The organism is Shewanella litoralis, from assembly GCF_009828585.1.
Classification (GTDB): domain Bacteria; phylum Pseudomonadota; class Gammaproteobacteria; order Enterobacterales; family Shewanellaceae; genus Shewanella; species Shewanella litoralis.
In genome coordinates, this window is record NZ_WSRZ01000002.1 from 378,992 (window position 1) to 395,578 (window position 16,587).

At 44.4% G+C, this 16,587-nt stretch carries 15 protein-coding genes; 2 read left to right on the forward strand and 13 right to left on the reverse strand.

Features of this window, described 5'->3' with window-relative positions; translation table 11 throughout:
* Positions 1-16 precede the first annotated feature (16 nt).
* Complete coding sequence (locus tag GQA99_RS03675; RefSeq protein WP_160052499.1) at positions 17-568, forward strand: DUF2058 domain-containing protein; 552 nt, start codon at positions 17-19, stop codon at positions 566-568.
* 214 nt (positions 569-782) lie between these two features.
* On the opposite strand, the gene GQA99_RS03680 is transcribed toward GQA99_RS03675, so the two are convergent.
* Positions 783-1,718 carry a hypothetical protein gene (locus GQA99_RS03680; protein ID WP_160052500.1) on the reverse strand — a complete coding sequence of 312 codons (936 nt, stop codon included), beginning with the start codon at positions 1,716-1,718 and terminating at the stop codon, positions 783-785.
* A gap of 243 nt (positions 1,719-1,961) precedes the next feature.
* On the opposite strand from GQA99_RS03680, the gene GQA99_RS03685 reads away from it, so the two are divergent.
* The gene (locus GQA99_RS03685; RefSeq protein ID WP_160052501.1) at positions 1,962-3,719 is read left to right on the forward strand and encodes an acyl-CoA dehydrogenase C-terminal domain-containing protein; all 1,758 of its coding nucleotides are present in this window, start codon (positions 1,962-1,964) and stop codon (positions 3,717-3,719) included.
* A 96-nt stretch (positions 3,720-3,815) separates the two neighbouring features.
* On the opposite strand, the gene GQA99_RS20575 is transcribed toward GQA99_RS03685, so the two are convergent.
* From GQA99_RS20575 to hyaA, 12 genes are all read right to left on the reverse strand, one after another.
* Entirely contained in the window at positions 3,816-3,980 is a 165-nt protein-coding gene (locus tag GQA99_RS20575) for a hypothetical protein (protein WP_170293493.1), read from the reverse strand.
* A gap of 92 nt (positions 3,981-4,072) precedes the next feature.
* Positions 4,073-4,417, reverse strand: coding sequence for a hydrogenase maturation nickel metallochaperone HypA/HybF (locus GQA99_RS03690; RefSeq protein WP_160052502.1), 345 nt, complete (start codon positions 4,415-4,417; stop codon positions 4,073-4,075).
* On the reverse strand, positions 4,417-5,424 hold the full coding sequence (gene hypE, locus GQA99_RS03695) for a hydrogenase expression/formation protein HypE (RefSeq protein ID WP_229785825.1): 1,008 nt from the start codon (positions 5,422-5,424) through the stop codon (positions 4,417-4,419). Before hypE ends, GQA99_RS03690 begins: the two co-directional genes overlap by 1 nt.
* Complete coding sequence (gene hypD / locus GQA99_RS03700) at positions 5,414-6,541, reverse strand: hydrogenase formation protein HypD (protein ID WP_160052504.1); 1,128 nt, start codon at positions 6,539-6,541, stop codon at positions 5,414-5,416. The genes hypE and hypD overlap by 11 nt, the downstream gene beginning before the upstream one ends.
* Complete coding sequence (locus GQA99_RS03705) at positions 6,541-6,780, reverse strand: HypC/HybG/HupF family hydrogenase formation chaperone (RefSeq protein ID WP_160052505.1); 240 nt, start codon at positions 6,778-6,780, stop codon at positions 6,541-6,543. The genes hypD and GQA99_RS03705 overlap by 1 nt, the downstream gene beginning before the upstream one ends.
* Positions 6,781-6,782: 2 nt before the next feature.
* The gene (gene hypB / locus GQA99_RS03710; protein ID WP_160052506.1) at positions 6,783-7,535 is read right to left on the reverse strand and encodes a hydrogenase nickel incorporation protein HypB; all 753 of its coding nucleotides are present in this window, start codon (positions 7,533-7,535) and stop codon (positions 6,783-6,785) included.
* Positions 7,536-7,717: 182 nt separating this feature from the next.
* Positions 7,718-10,120, reverse strand: coding sequence for a carbamoyltransferase HypF (hypF, locus tag GQA99_RS03715; protein WP_160052507.1), 2,403 nt, complete (start codon positions 10,118-10,120; stop codon positions 7,718-7,720).
* A 241-nt stretch (positions 10,121-10,361) separates the two neighbouring features.
* Positions 10,362-12,305, reverse strand: coding sequence for a NiFe hydrogenase (locus GQA99_RS03720; protein ID WP_160052508.1), 1,944 nt, complete (start codon positions 12,303-12,305; stop codon positions 10,362-10,364).
* Positions 12,292-12,846 carry a HyaD/HybD family hydrogenase maturation endopeptidase gene (locus GQA99_RS03725; protein WP_160052509.1) on the reverse strand — a complete coding sequence of 185 codons (555 nt, stop codon included), beginning with the start codon at positions 12,844-12,846 and terminating at the stop codon, positions 12,292-12,294. The genes GQA99_RS03720 and GQA99_RS03725 overlap by 14 nt, the downstream gene beginning before the upstream one ends.
* Positions 12,847-12,851: 5 nt before the next feature.
* The gene (gene cybH / locus GQA99_RS03730) at positions 12,852-13,517 is read right to left on the reverse strand and encodes a Ni/Fe-hydrogenase, b-type cytochrome subunit (protein ID WP_160052510.1); all 666 of its coding nucleotides are present in this window, start codon (positions 13,515-13,517) and stop codon (positions 12,852-12,854) included.
* 30 nt (positions 13,518-13,547) lie between these two features.
* Positions 13,548-15,251: a nickel-dependent hydrogenase large subunit gene (gene hyaB / locus GQA99_RS03735; RefSeq protein ID WP_160052511.1), complete on the reverse strand. Its 1,704-nt coding sequence runs from the start codon at positions 15,249-15,251 to the stop codon at positions 13,548-13,550.
* 2 nt (positions 15,252-15,253) lie between these two features.
* Positions 15,254-16,390: a nickel-dependent hydrogenase small subunit gene (gene hyaA / locus GQA99_RS03740; protein ID WP_160052512.1), complete on the reverse strand. Its 1,137-nt coding sequence runs from the start codon at positions 16,388-16,390 to the stop codon at positions 15,254-15,256.
* Positions 16,391-16,587 lie beyond the last annotated feature (197 nt).

Below are 16,587 nucleotides of genomic sequence, written 5' to 3' on the forward strand. Positions count from 1 at the left end.
TTAAAGGTAACAAATCATGGCAAATGCATTACAAGATCAATTACTCAAAGCCGGTCTTGCCAGCAAACAGAAAGTTCGCGATGTGAAAACCCAGCAACGTCGTAATAAAAAAGCCAAAGTAGATGACGGCAGCGGCGAGCTTAAAAAGCAAATTGCTGAACAAAAATTACAGCAGGCTAAAAAAGACAAAGCGTTAAATGAACAACGCTTTGCAGAGGCGTCTGAAAAAGGCCAGGTTCGTGGCTTGATTACGGAGTTTTCTAAATTTGCCATCAACATCCCTAAAGATGCTGAGCTTAAGTTTAACTACACCTTAGAAAACAAAATTTATTCTTTGTACATCACTGATAAAATTCAAGCTGAACTGCTTAACGGCACGTTAGGTATTGTGCGTCATGAAGACAAAAGCTATTTGGTGCCGCATAAGTTAGCCGAACGGGTTAAATTACTGGTGCCACAGTGGTGTGGATACTTATGGGATAAAGCCGCAAAAGATTCGGTAGAGCAGGTCAGTGATGCCGACGATCCGTACGCAGATTACGCTATTCCAGATGATTTAATGTGGTAACGATAACCTTAAAAAGCCTCTTCAACGAGGCTTTTTTATAACTTGTTATTAGGTTGTTTTTAACTTTGTTGATAAAAAATAAACAAAGATAGCCACGCCCTAGTTACCTTCAGATCGGGTTAATGAGCAAAGAGCAAACAGCCCCTCGTATTAACTCTTGTTGAAATAGGCATCTTCAGGTTGATTATTAGTTGTGACCGTTCATCAGTAATTATTACGATTTGTTTTCTGCCGCTTGTTTTGCCGTTAACGCAAACACTTGTTGGCAGTACGCTAAATGATGGCGAATGTTATCTAAAAATTGTGAGGCCTGGTAATCCACTAAATACCAGTAACTGGCTTGCGTTTGCGGGTGTTCATTATAAAACAGCGCTTCAGCAGTGATTAAATCATCTTGTGTCGCATACGATAACCAATGCACGCTCGGTAAATTGCTCAATGCCGCTAACAATGCATATTGTAAATCGGGCTGCGCAGGGCGCTCAGAGGTGACTTGCAAAGCCAGAGCCTGAGATGTGCCTATATGATATGTTGGCTTAACATCGCTGTTTCGGCGACGAATAAAATCACTCAATAACACTTCAAACGGGTTAATGTCAGGTTGTTCAGCTTGAGTATTAAGCTCTTTAGGAATGACAGCTTGATCTATCAATAACCCCGGCCAGTTAACATGTGGGTTAGTGAGTTGTAACCCCAGTGCAAGTCTGCGCTCACCTAACCAGTTATGTACCATGCAAGGTAAATAATCATCAGCTGCCAATGATGATGAACGCTTTAATGATGGCATTAACGACATACGTTGTACTGATACCTGTGATGTCACAATCGTCATTAAAAAGCTGGTCACTAACCCCGAAGATGGCCAACATTTAAGTTGCAGGTTGAGTGTTTCTGCAACTTGTGTGAGTAACCCAACTAATTGGTCATTATCAGGACTGTTGTTAACGACAAAAGCATGGCTTGATTCAGCATAAGGTCCATTGCAAATATTGATCACATTGGGCGCTTGATGTTGGGTCGCATTAAACACAAAGGTGTGACCCTCTATGGCAGGTTGCCACTCTCCTTGATCATTACCAATAATGGTCACGTTTTGGTAAGGCAGAATATTTTGCGATTCAGTTGCGACGGGGTTATCAGAAGAAGGCATTATTTCAAGTTCACTTTTAACGTTTCGACATCATGGCGTGTTCATTATCGCTTAAGCTCAATGACACTGCTGAGCGAGCAATTGTAACTCATTGATCTGGGCAAATGTCGAATAACTTAATGAAATCGTAAAAGGTCACACTTATTTAATGCGGATTGGTATTTGGTTAAAAAACCATTCCATTTTGTTACGCTTTAGTATAAATTAAAACAACTGTTTTAATTATTCGTTTAAGAGAACTTTATGTACCCATATCAAGCCCCATTAAAAGACATGCAATTCTTGTTAGAACAGGTTTTTGATGCGCCGACAACGTGGGAACAACTTCCTGCAATGGCAGAGACTGTTGACATGGATACAGCATTGGCCATTTTAGATGAATCAGCCAAAATTAGCCGTGATCTACTGCAACCTTTAAATCGCAATGGCGATGAACAGGGCGTGGTTCACAGTGGTAATGACATTATTACCCCAGATGGTTTTAAAGAAGCCTATAACCAGTTTGCCGAAGGCGGTTGGGTAGGTTTGTGTGGCGAAGCTGAGTTTGGCGGCATGGGCATGCCTAAAATGTTAGGCGTGTTAGTTGACGAAATGGGCTACAGCACCTGTAACTCTTTCACACTTTACAACTCGCTAACAGCCGGTGCAGCATTGTGTATTCATGCACACGCAAACGATGAATTAAAGCAAACTTACTTACCGAATTTATATTCTGGCCAATGGGCTGGCGCAATGGACATGACCGAGCCACATGCCGGTTCTGATCTTAAAGGTATTCGCACCAAAGCAGAGCCTTTAGATGATGGTAGCTACGCTATTACCGGCAATAAGATTTTCATTACCGGCGGCGACCAGGATTTAACTGAAAACGTTATTCATTTAGTGTTGGCTAAACTGCCAAACTCGAAAGGGATTTCGTTATTCCTCGTGCCAAAAATCAGTGTTAATGCTGACGGAAGCCTAGGCGAAGCTAACGGCGTTACTGTGGGTTCAATTGAGCACAAAATGGGCCTTAAAGCGTCTGCTACGTGTGTCATGAATTATGATAATGCCAAAGGTTTCTTAGTCGGTGAGCCAGATCGTGGTTTAGTGTGCATGTTTACCATGATGAATTACGAGCGTTTAGCCATTGGTTTACAAGGCTTAGGTAACGGTCAAGCAGCTTATCAAATGGCCAGTGATTACGCCAAAGAGCGTTTACAAGGCGTTGCTGCAGCGGGTTCTGCAACTGGCGCAGTGTCTGATCCTATTATTGTGCATGGCGATGTGCGCCGTATGTTACTCACGATTCGCGCCATGACTGAAGCTGGGCGCGCGTTGTCTGTGTATACAGGTAAGCAACTGGATTTAGCCAAGTACGCCAGCGGCGATGTGCAAGCCAAAGCGGCACGTTATGTTGGTTTGCTGACGCCAGTTTCAAAAGCGTTTTTAACCGATCGCGGCTTAGATTCAACCGTAATGGGTCAGCAAGTGTTTGGTGGTCATGGTTATATTCGTGAAACCGGTATCGAGCAGTTTGTGCGTGATACCCGTATTGCCCAGATTTACGAAGGCACTAATGGTATTCAAGCCATTGACTTTTTAGGCCGTAAAATCACTCATGATAATGTGGCTACCTTGACTGAGTTTGTTGCTGAAGTGAATGCCAGTCTTGCAGAGTTAACTCAGGCTAACCCTGAACATAAAGCTAAGGTGAGTGCGGTATTTGCTGAGTTATTAGTGACAGCCAATTACATCAATGACAATAAGAAAACCCAACCAGCACTAGTGAATTCATGTGCCGTTGATTTCTTAGATGCGTTTGGTTATGCACTTTATGGCTACTTCTGGTTGTTAATGGCCGATAAAGCTTCAAGCCATGAAGATGCAACCTTTGCCGCGCAAAAGCAATATGTAGCCGATTTTTATATGGACAAGTTGTTGTTTAAGTCTCAATACCATTTATCACAAGTTAATCAAGGTGATAAGTCTATTATGGCCATGCCAGCAGAGATGTTCTAAACCACTTTCGTGGATAATAGACAACACAATAAGCCTTCCATTAGTAATGGAAGGCTTTTGTACTTATGGCGTTGTTAATGTTGCCAATCGCGTTATTTATTTGCTGCGTTTCCAATAGATAAACGCCACAATCGCAACCAGTGCAATGGCCGGCGACAGATCCATTAAGTGATGAAATAATCCAACACCACCGTGTCCCTCATGTGCCAAAGCAAGAGATGGAGTAGCGGCAAGGATAAAGGCAAGTGATAAGTATTTCATGGTGCGGTCCTTTTATTGTGTTCACTTTTGTCGTTATTGTGTGTTTTAACATTACTTGTTCTGTGTCGTGTGTATCGCTTACACATTCGTCTTTATGTATCTAATACCAATTGCATTAGCATCATGTCTTCACCCTCAATCACTAAGGTATTATTACTGTTGCAAATAGGGCAGATAATCGTGCGTTCATCAACCTGAGACTGTTGTTCGCAATCGCGGCACTCTAATACCAGAGGTTGAATATTCATGATTAGCTTGGCGTTATGACATACCGTATCCAACTTAAACGTATCGAAAGCCTGGGCCAGTAGAACTGGTTCAACGCCGCTCAAAATACCAATTTTAAGCTCGACTTGCTCAATGCCTTTGGCATTGTTTTGTAAGGCAAGGCTTTCACATTGCTCCATTAACGACATCACTATCGAATATTCGTGCATTAACAAATCCTGGGCAGTAATTCACCCTGAGGTAAATCTAAATAACGGCTGCTGCCCCACGGGGTGTTTAAAATCACTTTGCCTACTTGATTGTCAGTAACGTGACCAATAATGGCTGCCTGTTCGCAATGACCGTAACGTTGCATCACTTCAATAACACCCTCGGCAATGTCTTTGGGTACCGACAATAAAAAGGTACCTTCATTGGCTAAATCATAGGGTTCAAAGCCAAAGAGCTCACACAAGCCTTTGACTTCATCGCATACCGGAATAGCAGATTCACTCACAGTAATCCCCACATTAGAAGCAACCGCCCATTCATTTAATACAGCTGAAATACCGCCACGAGTCGCATCGCGCATGGCATGCACTTTTACATTGGCAGCCAATAGCTGTTCAACAATAGGCCATAGGGTATCGCAATCACTGTAAAGGGAAGACTCAAGCGTCAAGCCGTCACGGGCCATTAAAATAGCCGCGCCATGTCTACCTATGTCTCTTGAGACAATAATGGCATCACCTATCTGTAAATTACTGGCAGAAATTGCAGGGTTAAGTATTCGTCCTACCCCTGAGGTATTAATAAATACACCATCTGCACAGCCTTTTGGCACCACTTTAGTGTCACCGCAAACAATCCTGGCTCCCGATTTATGTAACTCTTCAGCCATACTGTTAACAATGGTTTGCAGGTCCTCAATGGCAAAACCTTCTTCAATAATAAAGCTGCAACTTAAATATTCAGGTTGCGCAGCCATCATGGCCAAATCATTCACCGTTCCTGCAATAGCCAATTTACCGATGTCGCCACCAGCAAAAAATATCGGCGACACAGTAAAAGAGTCTGTGGTGAAGGCGATATGACCACACATATTTAACTTGGCCGCATCTTCTTGCGAGGCCAGGATGGGGTTATTAAACGCTTTAAAGAATAAATCGGTAATTAACTGATTCATTTCTTTACCGCCACCACCATGGCTTAGTTGCACGGTCTTTTTAGTTGGCATGTTGCACCTCTCCATAGCGATAATAAGCGTTACAAGCGCCTTCTGAGCTCACCATACAACTGCCTAGTGGCGTTTGCGGCGTACACCCTCGGCCAAACACTTTGCAGTCTTTTGGATTGGCTAATCCTCGTAAGATATCGCCGCACTGACACGCTTTATGATCATCAATTTCTGTTGTGGGTAATACGTCGACATAGATGCGCTCTGCATCGCGATGCTGATATTCAGGTTTTAAGGCCAGTGCTGATTTAGGTATTGGCCCTAGTCCGCGCCAACGAAAGCTATCACGCACAGTAAAATAGGTGTCGACGAGCTGTTGCGCAGCCAAGTTGCCGTCATAGGTCACCGAGCGGCTGTATTGATTGTCTAATTTGGCTTCGCCAGCCACTTTTTGTTTCACAATGCGTAAAATAGATTCCATCACATCCACAGGTTCAAAGCCTGACACGACAACAGGTGTGTGGTAAGTGTCGACTGCTGCTTGATAGATTTTAGCGCCACTGATGACGCTCACATGTGCCGGGCCAATAAACGCATTTACCTGAGCACGGCTGTCTGCCATCACCGCATCAATTGCAGGTGGCACTAATACATGATTAATATGAAACAGTAGGTTAGGGATCTGTTGTACTTCTGCCTGGGCAATTAATGCAGCGGTCATTGGCGTTGAGGTTTCAAAGCCAATGGCAAAAAAGATCACGGTTTTATCCGGGTTGTCTCGGGCAATGGTTAACGTATCAAGTGGGTCGTAAATCGGCCTAATGTCGCAGCCTTTGGATCGAAACTGCGCCAAACTGCCCATTGAGCCGGGTACACGGATCATGTCGCCCAGTGTGACTAAAATAACATTGGCCTGGCTAGCAAGTACTGCAGCGTGATCAATACGTTCTTTTGGCATCACGCACACAGGACAACCCGGTCCGTGAATAAAGCGAATGTTGTCTGGCAGCAGTTGCAATAACCCGTATTTCATAATGGTATGAGTATGGCCACCGCACACTTCCATTATGTTAATTTGCTCTGTGGTTTGCGCTGCCTGCTCTCGAATTAACGCAGCTAAATGACCAATCGTTTTTGGGTCTCGAAACCCTTGATAAAAGTCATTCAGAGTGATCATTACATTGACTCCATGTGCATTTTTTCAACAATCTCTTGGTATAAATCAAGGCTGAGTTGCGCATCTTTCTCATCAATTTTATTCATCACGAATCCAATATGGATCAGTACAAAGTCGCCTAATGCTAATGGCTCAGCCATTAAATGACTGCTAACACGACGTCGAACACCCAAGGTGTCAACAGTGACGCTAGCATCTTCATGAATTTCAACTACTTTTGATGGTACTGATAAACACATATTTATGGCTCCTGATTTTTCACAATCCATTCGGCAAAGGTTTTCATGGAGTCAGAATCTTTCACAGAAACCACCAGCAGTTCAACGTTAGGGTTGAGTCTATCTAACTGCTGTTTAGCTTGCTCAATACTAAAATCAAAGTGGGGCAACAGATCAGATTTTGTAATCACTACCACGTCAGCACGGCGAAACATCACTGGATACTTCTCAATTTTATCGTCGCCTTCAGGCACCGACAGCAAGACAATATTTTTATGAGTGCCGACATCGTAACTGGCCGGGCACACTAAATTACCGACGTTTTCAACAAAACAAATATCGATGGGATTAAGGTCGATGTGATGCAATGCGCCATGCACCATAAAGGCATCTAGGTGACAAGCTGAGCCGGTTTGAATTTGGTAGGCCGTAATCCCTTTGGCGATTAAGCGGTCTGCATCGCGTGAGGTTTCTAAATCGCCTTCAATTACAGCGTATTGCTGCTCAAGATATTGCGGTAAATGTTCGAGCAGTGTGGTTTTCCCACTGCCAGGGCTGCTCATCAAATTAAATGCAGTGACATGATGCGATTTAAAATGATCACGGTTGTGCTGCGCTTCAACATCGTTTTTATCCAAAATTTTATGGATAACGGCCAGGGTTTTCTTGTCGTTTAATTGAGGGTTACTGTGAAGTTGACCGTGATGATGTTCGCCATGAATATGTTGATGATCAACATGATCGTGAGTGATAGAACAGCCGCAATCTTTGCACATATTTTTTCCCTAACATGACTTATCTTTTCATTAGTGTCGGTCAACTGCGAATCCGATTCTTTGATGCACGTCAGCTTTTAATAAAAACAAAGAGAACAAGCGCAGTATCTGCACGATAATGTGATCTGCGCCACAGCGGTAATCTTGTAAACCATGCAGTTTGTTGTCTATTTCTCGTGTTTTTATTGCGCCCACAAATGCACGCCATACCACAATTGGCCAAGAGCAATGCCGCCGTCATTAATGGGGACATGTTGGCTGGTTAATACCTGATGATTAGCGCGTTTACTTAGGCTTAAACATTGACCTAGTAAGGTTTTATTTTGAAATACGCCGCCACAAAATACCTGTGGGTAGTCACGATAATCTTCAGCGACACTATCAATCTTATCTGCTATTTGAGCCATAAATTGCCAGCAAATTTGTTGAGTTAAGTTAGCCGTTGTTAACGCAGAGTCTTGCTGATGCGCTGCTTGCACCAGTTGAGTAATAAATTGACTGCTATGCCATTGAATCACCTTACTGCCTTGCGCTGTAGAGGCGGGATGTTGCGCTAAGTTAATCTGATTTAATGCATTATGGATCCCACTGTTTTTGGCGCTGTTTTGCTGTAAATATTGATTAACCGCGGTTTCAATCATCATGCCGGCCTGGCCTTCATAATCATTATGTTCAAGTAAATTAAGCCCGACAGCCAATGCATCAAACAAGCGCCCAACTGAACGACACGCAATACAATGACTGTTGTTGCGCCATAATCGGTGCAAATTGGTCACGGTTTGCTCGCCTAAATTAATAATTGCCTTAATGGGCAATGCCAACACTTGCTCAAGCGATAACTGTTCAAATAACAGTGCCAACAAAATGCGCACAGGCTGTTTAATGGCTTGTTCACCACCGATTAATTTGAACTCACTAAAATGGGCTAGGGTAGTAAAGCCGTTAATATCGGCAAGCATCACTTCGCTGCCCCATAACACGCCGTCATCGCCTAATCCCGTTCCATCAAAGCTCACACCAAACACAGGTGCCATCTGTTGATGTACTGCCATCACCGCTAATACATGAGCATAATGATGCTGAATGCCAACGCATTGTTCGGCAGGCATAGCATGGCGCTGTTGGTAATCTATTGCCCATTGGCTTGGCGCATATTGCGGGTGTTTATCGTGGATAATATGACTCGGGCTAAAATCATATAAACGCTTAAACGTGGCTAAGCTTTGATGAAAATATTGCTGTGCTTCAAGGCTAAATAAATCACCTATGTGCGGCGATAACATCATGCAATGATCAACCCCAAAAGCGACCGCGTTTTTTTGCTGTGCGCCAACGGCTAATAACGAATGTGTATCGGCATCAATCTTTACTGGATCTGAAATATTAATGGTTAATGGTGCGTAGCCTCGAGCTAAGCGGATCACTTGCAATTGCTGGTCAATCACCTGTATCACACTGTCGTCACAGGCATTAATAATCGCTCGATTATGATCTAAAATGGCATCAACCACATGGCCTAAATGCTGTTCGATTTCGGCTTTATTGCCAATAATGGGCTCACCACTTCGATTAGCGCTAGTGGCGACGATTGGGCTGTCTAATTTGTCCATCAGCAAATGATGTAGCGGTGTATAAGGCAAAAATACCCCAAGCCTATCAATCCCCGGCGCTAACTGTTCACTTAAGCCAAGTGAATTTTTGGGGTATTTGTACATCAAGGTGATCGGCTTTTCTGCACTGTTTAGCACAGTCCACTCAGTGTCATTACCATAGACACATTCATGTGCCTGACTAAGGTCTTTGACCATAATCGCAAGAGGCTTAGCTGGGCGGTTTTTGCGTTTACGCAGCTCGCGTACCGCGACATCATTACTCGCATCGCACACTAAATGAAACCCGCCTAATCCCTTAATGGCCACAATGGCCCCACGGTTAATTAGCTCAGCGGTTTGCGATAAAGCATCGCCATTATTTAATGCGCTGAATGTGGGATTTAAGATGCTTAATTGCAACTGTGGCCCACATTGTGGGCAACTGACAGGTTGCGCATGGTAGCGGCGATCGAGCGGATTAGTATAAGCATTTCGGCATTGCGCGCACATATCAAACCCCGACATGGCCGTGTTACAGCGGTCGTAGGGTAACGCCTTAATGATGGTGTAGCGCGGGCCGCAATTGGTGCAGTTAGTGAAGGGATATTGGTAGTGTCTATTACTTGGATCTTGTATTTCGTCTACACAATCCTGACAAATGCTTTTGTCGGCCGATATGGCCACATTGGCATGCTCGCCCGCTAACGCCTGGCTGTCAATAATACTAAATTCACTAAACGCAGACAGTGTTGAGATAGGGTTTTGTTCAATGGAATCAATGCGGGCAAGTGGTGGCGGGCTGTGCTGTAAGGTTGCTATAAATGCGTTAATTGTGGCTTCATCGCCTTGTAATTCAATGGTCACGCCATGGTGATTATTGAGCACAGTGCCAAGCAAATTGAGCTCTTTTGCCATGCGATATACAAAGGGCCTAAATCCGACCCCTTGTACTATTCCTTTTACCACAATAACCACTTGCTGCTCTGTTTTCATTCACATTCCGCTGTTAAATTAACCTAAGTTCGGGATAAGAGATGAACTTATACTATTTAAAATCATCAGGTTAATCTACCTCGCTTTCATGCTTGTCATTTGTTCTGCTAACAAGGCGAATTGACGCGTCAATAGCTAGCCTATTGCAAGTCGATTCAACGCAGTTAGCTGGGCAAAGGACTGCTTGAAAGGCGTTTATTATCCCGAATTGAGGTTAAATTAGACTGTGCTATTTTAGCGTTTATCCGCGACGTTGTTTGAGATATAGGCCACCAATTGCGATATTAACCCCATCAAGATCGAGTAGCGGATTAACCACCAGCGGAAAGTTTTTACCAATGCGCAGCTGTACTCGTTCAGCCAATACCGGGTTTGCAAATTCATTACCGGCTACCACGAGTTGCTTAATCCCGATGTTTTGATCGACATGCTCAATCCAGTGGCTTAAGTAATCGGCAAACGAATCATGAAATGCAAAAGCAAGTTTGGCTAAATTGTTATCACCCGCCAGCTTGAAACTCATTAATGACCCTAAGGTTTTGCACCAGTTTAGACTGCGGTGTGCCATGCCTTTGGTTAACGGAAAATCAATTCGTGGCGCATTATTGCCCTGGTAAGACATCGCCAATGCAGTAAATTTATCGGCCAGCTCACTCACGCACATCTGCTGGCTGTGTTTGTCCTGGCTTGGAACGGCACCAATAATTAATGCCGCAACAGCCATTAATTGGCTTAATGCCCCCTCGCTTGGCAACAGCTGTAAATCGAGTAATTGATTGTATTCCCGTGGGTGCAATTGCTTAAATTTATCGAGTACATTTTTTTGCGGTGAGTCCGACAAACTGTGGCACACCTCGTAACCACTGCCTGGCAACATAGGCAGCTCAAAAAATAACTCAGGTTCACTGTGGCCATCCACCGTAACAATTTGGCTGGGGTGGTGTTTATTGAAATACAATATCGCCGCATTTTTTACAAACTGCGCTTTAGTATGATGCTCGTTGATATTATGACGTAAAAGACCCGCAGATAACGCACATAAGCTGTTGCTGATGTCTTTGCCCGGTTCGCCTTTATCAATGGCATGCTCAAGCGTGTTGTGATGTGCAGGCTCCATTAGGGTATGTGTCGGTTTAGTCAGCGCCTCTTTAGCGAGAGACAGTTTAGCTTGAGAGAGCTTAGGTATCGTCACCACATGCCATTCAAGTAGGTGTTTGGTGCTTTTCACCAAAAACTTGTGTTGGCTGGTCTTGTAATGATTTTCGTCGTGTAAGCACGTTAAGTTATTGGGTAGCGGTATATTTCCATCGGTTAAATGGGTTATGGGTAACCAGTAATGGCCGATACTGGCTAAGCGTAAAGGCAGATCCATTTTGGTATTGTCTACGGCGTCCTGGTTAACATACAGCCAGTGCACGCCTTTTTGACGAAGCATTTCTGTTAATATCACCAATAAACGGTTTTCAGCAAATTGGATCTCGTACAAAGGCGCATGCAGGCTAGGGTGATCGCTACAAGGCCTAACGCGTAACAGAGGTTTTTCGATGCTGGACAACGCCAACACCTGGCTGTCGCTGACGCAAAATTGGCTATTAAGCGAATTGGGATTACACACTAATATCCGCGGCCTTTGGTACTGTGCTTGCTGATTGCTGGGCGAAAGCGCCAAACTGATACCGAGCATGGGTAGCGCTAAGGTTTTTTCGTTCAGTAAATTATTGGCCATTGCGGCTATATCTAGATGGGTTAACGATTTTAACTCACGGCTTAATTTGTAATGGCCTTTGCAATGATCACACGCCAGGTTAATGTCGCCAAAATGAGGATGTTGATTATCGCCAAATTGAGGCTGACAATGCTGACAAAAATACAGTGGTAAGCCTTGATGTTGTTTAACATCAAACGGTTTAGTTTGGCCCGTTTTAGCCTCTATACGTTTAATTTCAGTTTTTTGCAGCCAAACTGACAATAAAAAATCACTCGCGATGTCATCGGCCAATGTTTCAAGTTCAGCCTGTTGAGCACAGGCTTCAATAAAATAGCAAATCCCGCCACTGTCTTGCCGATGCTCCATACCAATGGATATGGCCAGTTCAGTACGTTGCAAATAGTCGTTACACAAATGCGCATATAATGGCACAGGGCGTTGGCAAACAAAATCAAACCGAATGTTATGCATCGACATAGCAACCTCGCTTATAGGCGTCGGGGATCACTTGGCCAATAGTAATATCAGCCACACAATCAAAGGTAAAGCCAAGAGATGTCATGTGCGTAAGTAACGCTTTTTCCATGGTCGGGATCGCGTTAAGTAGGTGAGAGGTCAGCCCTAAGACCATAGGTTCAATAACAGTTGGCGTCACGCCTAATACAAAGGTATGTGGCCGGTCGCCAACAATGTCCATCATGTTGAGGGTTTGCAGCATTTCCACTTCATGGGCACTGCCTTGCCAGTCAATTTCGGCGGGCGCATGGTCAAAATCAAAAAAGTAAACTTCGCCAGGGCCTACGCCCACGCTATTGACGGTATCAACCACGATTAAATGATCGTATTGGCAAATTATCGGGATAAGTCCCTGGGCCAGGGTGCCGCCATCGATAATATCCAGTTGATAATCTAAGTGGTTAAATTGGTATTTGTCTTTGATATAATTGACAAAATGTACGCCGACACCTTCGTCGGCGTACAATACATTGCCTATACCTAACAGCAATATTTTTTTCACGCTAATTAGTGATCCTTATGGTAGTCGTAACCTGAAACAATGGAATCGACAGAGTTATGCTTAAAGCGAATGCCAGACCACACCGCCATATACACATGGATCACCACAAAGATGATAAACGCCCATGTTAAGTAGTGATGAAAAGTCCGTAAATTAGCAAGGCCACCACATAAGGCCGTTAACCAATCAGATACGCCGCCGAGTAAACCACCGACACCTAAGTGATACACATTGGCATACAGCACTAAGCCTGTAATACAAACAATGAGTGCCACAAACGAAATCGCCACATAAGTCATAAACTGCAATGGGCCATACACGCCGGCTTTATGCAGATTACCCATCCATATGTAGGATTTAAGTTGTACTATCCAACTGTTAATACTCAGTACATCTTTAAAGGATTTTCGCTCAATATTGTTCCGACTAAAGAAATACAAATAAAAACGTACCAGGGTAATACTGGTGAGTAGAAAGCCAAACACGATATGTGCAAAACGTATCCAGCCTTGCACCAGCACATCCGAGCTTTCAGGTGCCACTAAAAATGGCCACGAGATATAAAACCCCGTGATCACTAACACCAAAATAGCCAGGGCTCTGAGCCAATGAAATATGCGAATGGCCGGAGTAAATATCAGCTTCCTGTTGTGGGTTGCGATATGTTCCATACTATTGTCCCTCCTAATCCATCACCTTAATTAAAACCCATTAGGATCTATTTTAAATTGACCTAAGGTGTGTTTTTTGTAATCCATCACATGGACAGAACACGCCATACACGGGTCAAACGAGTGGATAATCCGTATCACCTCTAGCGGCTTAGTGGGGTCTTCCAGTTTTAAGCCAATCAGCGATGCTTCATAAGGTCCCATTTTGCCACTAGCATCGACTGGGCCAGCATTCCAGGTCGTTGGCACCACAGCTTGATAGTTTTCGACCTTGCCATCTTTAATGCGGATCCAGTGACTTAACATACCGCGCGGCGCTTCAATCATTGAATAGCCTTCATAGACTTTATCTGAATCAATTTCTGGTTTTACATAGGTTGACTCATCTGACTGCATATTGGTCAGCAGTGCATCAAAAGTGGTTAAACTGGCTTGACCGACTAACACGGTTTGCAACATGCGTGCTGCTGTGCGACCAAGAGTAGTAAACAGCGCATCTAAAGGCAGACCGGTACGAGCCAGTAAGCCATCAACAGCATTAACAACGGTTTGATTGCCACGGGCGTAGTTCACTAACAAACAGGCAAGTGGGCCTACTTCAACAGGTTCATCTTGATAACGAGGCGATTTAACCCACGAGTACTTCCCGTCACCGTCTAAGGTTGGTAATTTGCCGTAAACCGTATCGCGCTCAACAAACCCCGTGTAATCTGGAATTGTGGTCCCTTCATAAGGATGTTGTGGACCGTCAGCTTTATACCAGGCGTGGGTGACATCTTCGCGGATAAGGTCAGGGTTTATGTCCATCACATTGGCTAAATCGCCTTTAATGATCACCCCTTGATTAAACAAGAACTCACCGTCGGCCATGATAAAATCATCGCCACACAAGAAGCTGTTCACATTCACGCCGCCAAGTACACTGGCTTCGGTGCCAAAGGCTTCTGCCGCCATCACAATATCTGCTTGGTAAGCGCGCTCAATAAAGTCTTGTACTATTGCGTGTTTTTGTTTCCATTCTTGTAAACGTGCCGGGCTTAACATGTCGCGAACAGAAGTAACACCACCGACAACAATTGATTGTGGGTGAGGGGATTTACCGCCAAAGATGGCGAGCATTTCTGCTGCCACACGCTGAACTTCCAACGCTTTTAAGTAATGCGATAACGCAATTAAGTTTTGTTCAGGGCTAAAACGATACGTGCCATTACCCCAATATGCATTGGCAAATGGGCCCAGCTTGCCGGTTTCGACTAAGCCTTTTACTCTGGCTTGCACCGCTTTTAATTCGCCTTCACCGGCCGCAATCGGGGCGTCTGAATAATTCATTGCCACTTTGGCTGCAAGAGCTGGGTCGGCGCTTAAGGCCGAGACCACATCAACCCAATCTAGGCCGTGTAAATGATAAAAATGCACAATATGATCATGCATATACAGTGATGACTGCATTAAGCTGCGTAAGTATTTTGCATTGATTGGAATTTTTACCCCAAGGGCATTCTCAACCGCTTCAGTACCACAGCGATAATGCGAGTAGGTACACACGCCACAAATACGCTGCACAATTAAGCCCACATCCATAGGTGTGCGACCTTTCAATATCACTTCAATACCGCGCCACAAGGTCGATGATGACCAGGCTTTAGTGATGACATTATTGTCATCCACTTCAACTTCTACGCGTAAATGGCCTTCGATACGGGTGATAGGGTCGATTACGACACGTTTACTCATGATTATTCCTCCAAAGGCTTAGCAAATACGCTAGCAACTGCATGGGCGCCAATACCAACAACGGTCGCACCTAAAATGACAGCTCCAATAGTGTCAGCGGTGGCATCAATGCCATGTAAAAGTTGACGTCCTAGCGGTTTTTCAAAATCCGCCATGTCATCCCAAAAATTCGGTTCAGAACAGCCCATACAGCCGTGACCCGCTAATACCGGCCAACTGGTGTGATGATTAAAACGTTCTGTCGGGCAGTTGTTATAGGTGTATGGGCCTTTACATCCCACTTTATATAAGCAGTAACCTTCTTTGGCACCTTCATCGCCAAATTCTTCCACAAACTCACCGGCATCAAAGCGGCCACGACGTTCGCAGTTGTCATGTACCCGTGCACCATAAGCCCATTTAGGACGGTTAAACATGTCAAGTGCAGGCAATTTCCCAAACATAATGAAATACATTAACGTGCCCACAATGTTCTTTTCGCTGGGTGGACAACCGCCCAGGTTAATCACAGTTTTGTTGACCACTTCATGTACGCCTTTAGCCCCCGTTGGGTTTGGCGCTGCAGCTTGTACGCCACCAAATGCAGCGCAGGTGCCGACCGAGATAATTGCGGCAGCATTTTCAGCGGCTTCTTTAACAATGTGTAATCCGGTGTGGCCTTTACAGCCCACGGTTAAATACGCGCCGTTGTTAGCGGTGGGTACCGCGCCTTCAACCGCCAGTAAGTAACGGCCTTTGTAGGTTTCAAGTGCATGCTCAAGGTTTTCTTCAGCTTGCCAACCAGATGCGGCCATTAAGGTTTCGTGGTACTCAAGCGAGATATGATCGAAAATCAAACTGTCGAGGTTAGGGGAGTCGGTACGAATGAGCGACTCAGAGCAACCGGTACATTCAGCCAAGTGCAGCCAAATTAACGGCACTCGGTCGGCTAACTCCGCCGCTTCAGCCACCAGATTACTAAAGGGTAAAGGCAAGGCAAACATTGCGGTGACCGATGCGGTCCACTTAATGAAGTCTCGGCGAGATATGCCGATGTCGGCCATTTTTTGTTGTAATGACTTGGGCTGACGCTGGGCAAATTGGCGTAAATAATCAAGGCGCTCTTGGCCTTGCTTGTAAAGGGCTGCATGTGTGTCCATGTTGATACCTTCTGCTTAATTTAGCGCTGGGCTAATAAATAGTTGCATTCCATCAGTATCAATATTAAAACTCGGTTAAAAAACCACTTTGATGTAAATCAAATTGTGAGAAATTCCCTTAGCATAAATATGACAATTACGTCGAATTCATGATGTTGATCAAGTTAACAAAAATCAAAACGGACAAATTGTCTCAA

What these genes read in the sequence shown, in the direction of transcription:
- GQA99_RS03720 (WP_160052508.1), bottom strand. Translation starts at nt 12,305, where the DNA reads ATGTCGATGCATAACATTCGGTTTGATTTTGTTTGCCAACGCCCTGTG.
- GQA99_RS03685 (WP_160052501.1), top strand. Translation starts at nt 1,962, where the DNA reads ATGTACCCATATCAAGCCCCATTAAAAGACATGCAATTCTTGTTAGAA.
- hypF (WP_160052507.1), bottom strand. Translation starts at nt 10,120, where the DNA reads ATGAAAACAGAGCAGCAAGTGGTTATTGTGGTAAAAGGAATAGTACAA.
- hyaA (WP_160052512.1), bottom strand. Translation starts at nt 16,390, where the DNA reads ATGGACACACATGCAGCCCTTTACAAGCAAGGCCAAGAGCGCCTTGAT.
- GQA99_RS03690 (WP_160052502.1), bottom strand. Translation starts at nt 4,417, where the DNA reads ATGCACGAATATTCGATAGTGATGTCGTTAATGGAGCAATGTGAAAGC.
- hypE (WP_229785825.1), bottom strand. Translation starts at nt 5,424, where the DNA reads ATGCCAACTAAAAAGACCGTGCAACTAAGCCATGGTGGTGGCGGTAAA.
- GQA99_RS03705 (WP_160052505.1), bottom strand. Translation starts at nt 6,780, where the DNA reads ATGTGTTTATCAGTACCATCAAAAGTAGTTGAAATTCATGAAGATGCT.
- GQA99_RS03675 (WP_160052499.1), top strand. Translation starts at nt 17, where the DNA reads ATGGCAAATGCATTACAAGATCAATTACTCAAAGCCGGTCTTGCCAGC.
- hypD (WP_160052504.1), bottom strand. Translation starts at nt 6,541, where the DNA reads ATGATCACTCTGAATGACTTTTATCAAGGGTTTCGAGACCCAAAAACG.
- GQA99_RS20575 (WP_170293493.1), bottom strand. Translation starts at nt 3,980, where the DNA reads ATGAAATACTTATCACTTGCCTTTATCCTTGCCGCTACTCCATCTCTT.
- cybH (WP_160052510.1), bottom strand. Translation starts at nt 13,517, where the DNA reads ATGGAACATATCGCAACCCACAACAGGAAGCTGATATTTACTCCGGCC.
- hyaB (WP_160052511.1), bottom strand. Translation starts at nt 15,251, where the DNA reads ATGAGTAAACGTGTCGTAATCGACCCTATCACCCGTATCGAAGGCCAT.
- hypB (WP_160052506.1), bottom strand. Translation starts at nt 7,535, where the DNA reads ATGTGCAAAGATTGCGGCTGTTCTATCACTCACGATCATGTTGATCAT.
- GQA99_RS03680 (WP_160052500.1), bottom strand. Translation starts at nt 1,718, where the DNA reads ATGCCTTCTTCTGATAACCCCGTCGCAACTGAATCGCAAAATATTCTG.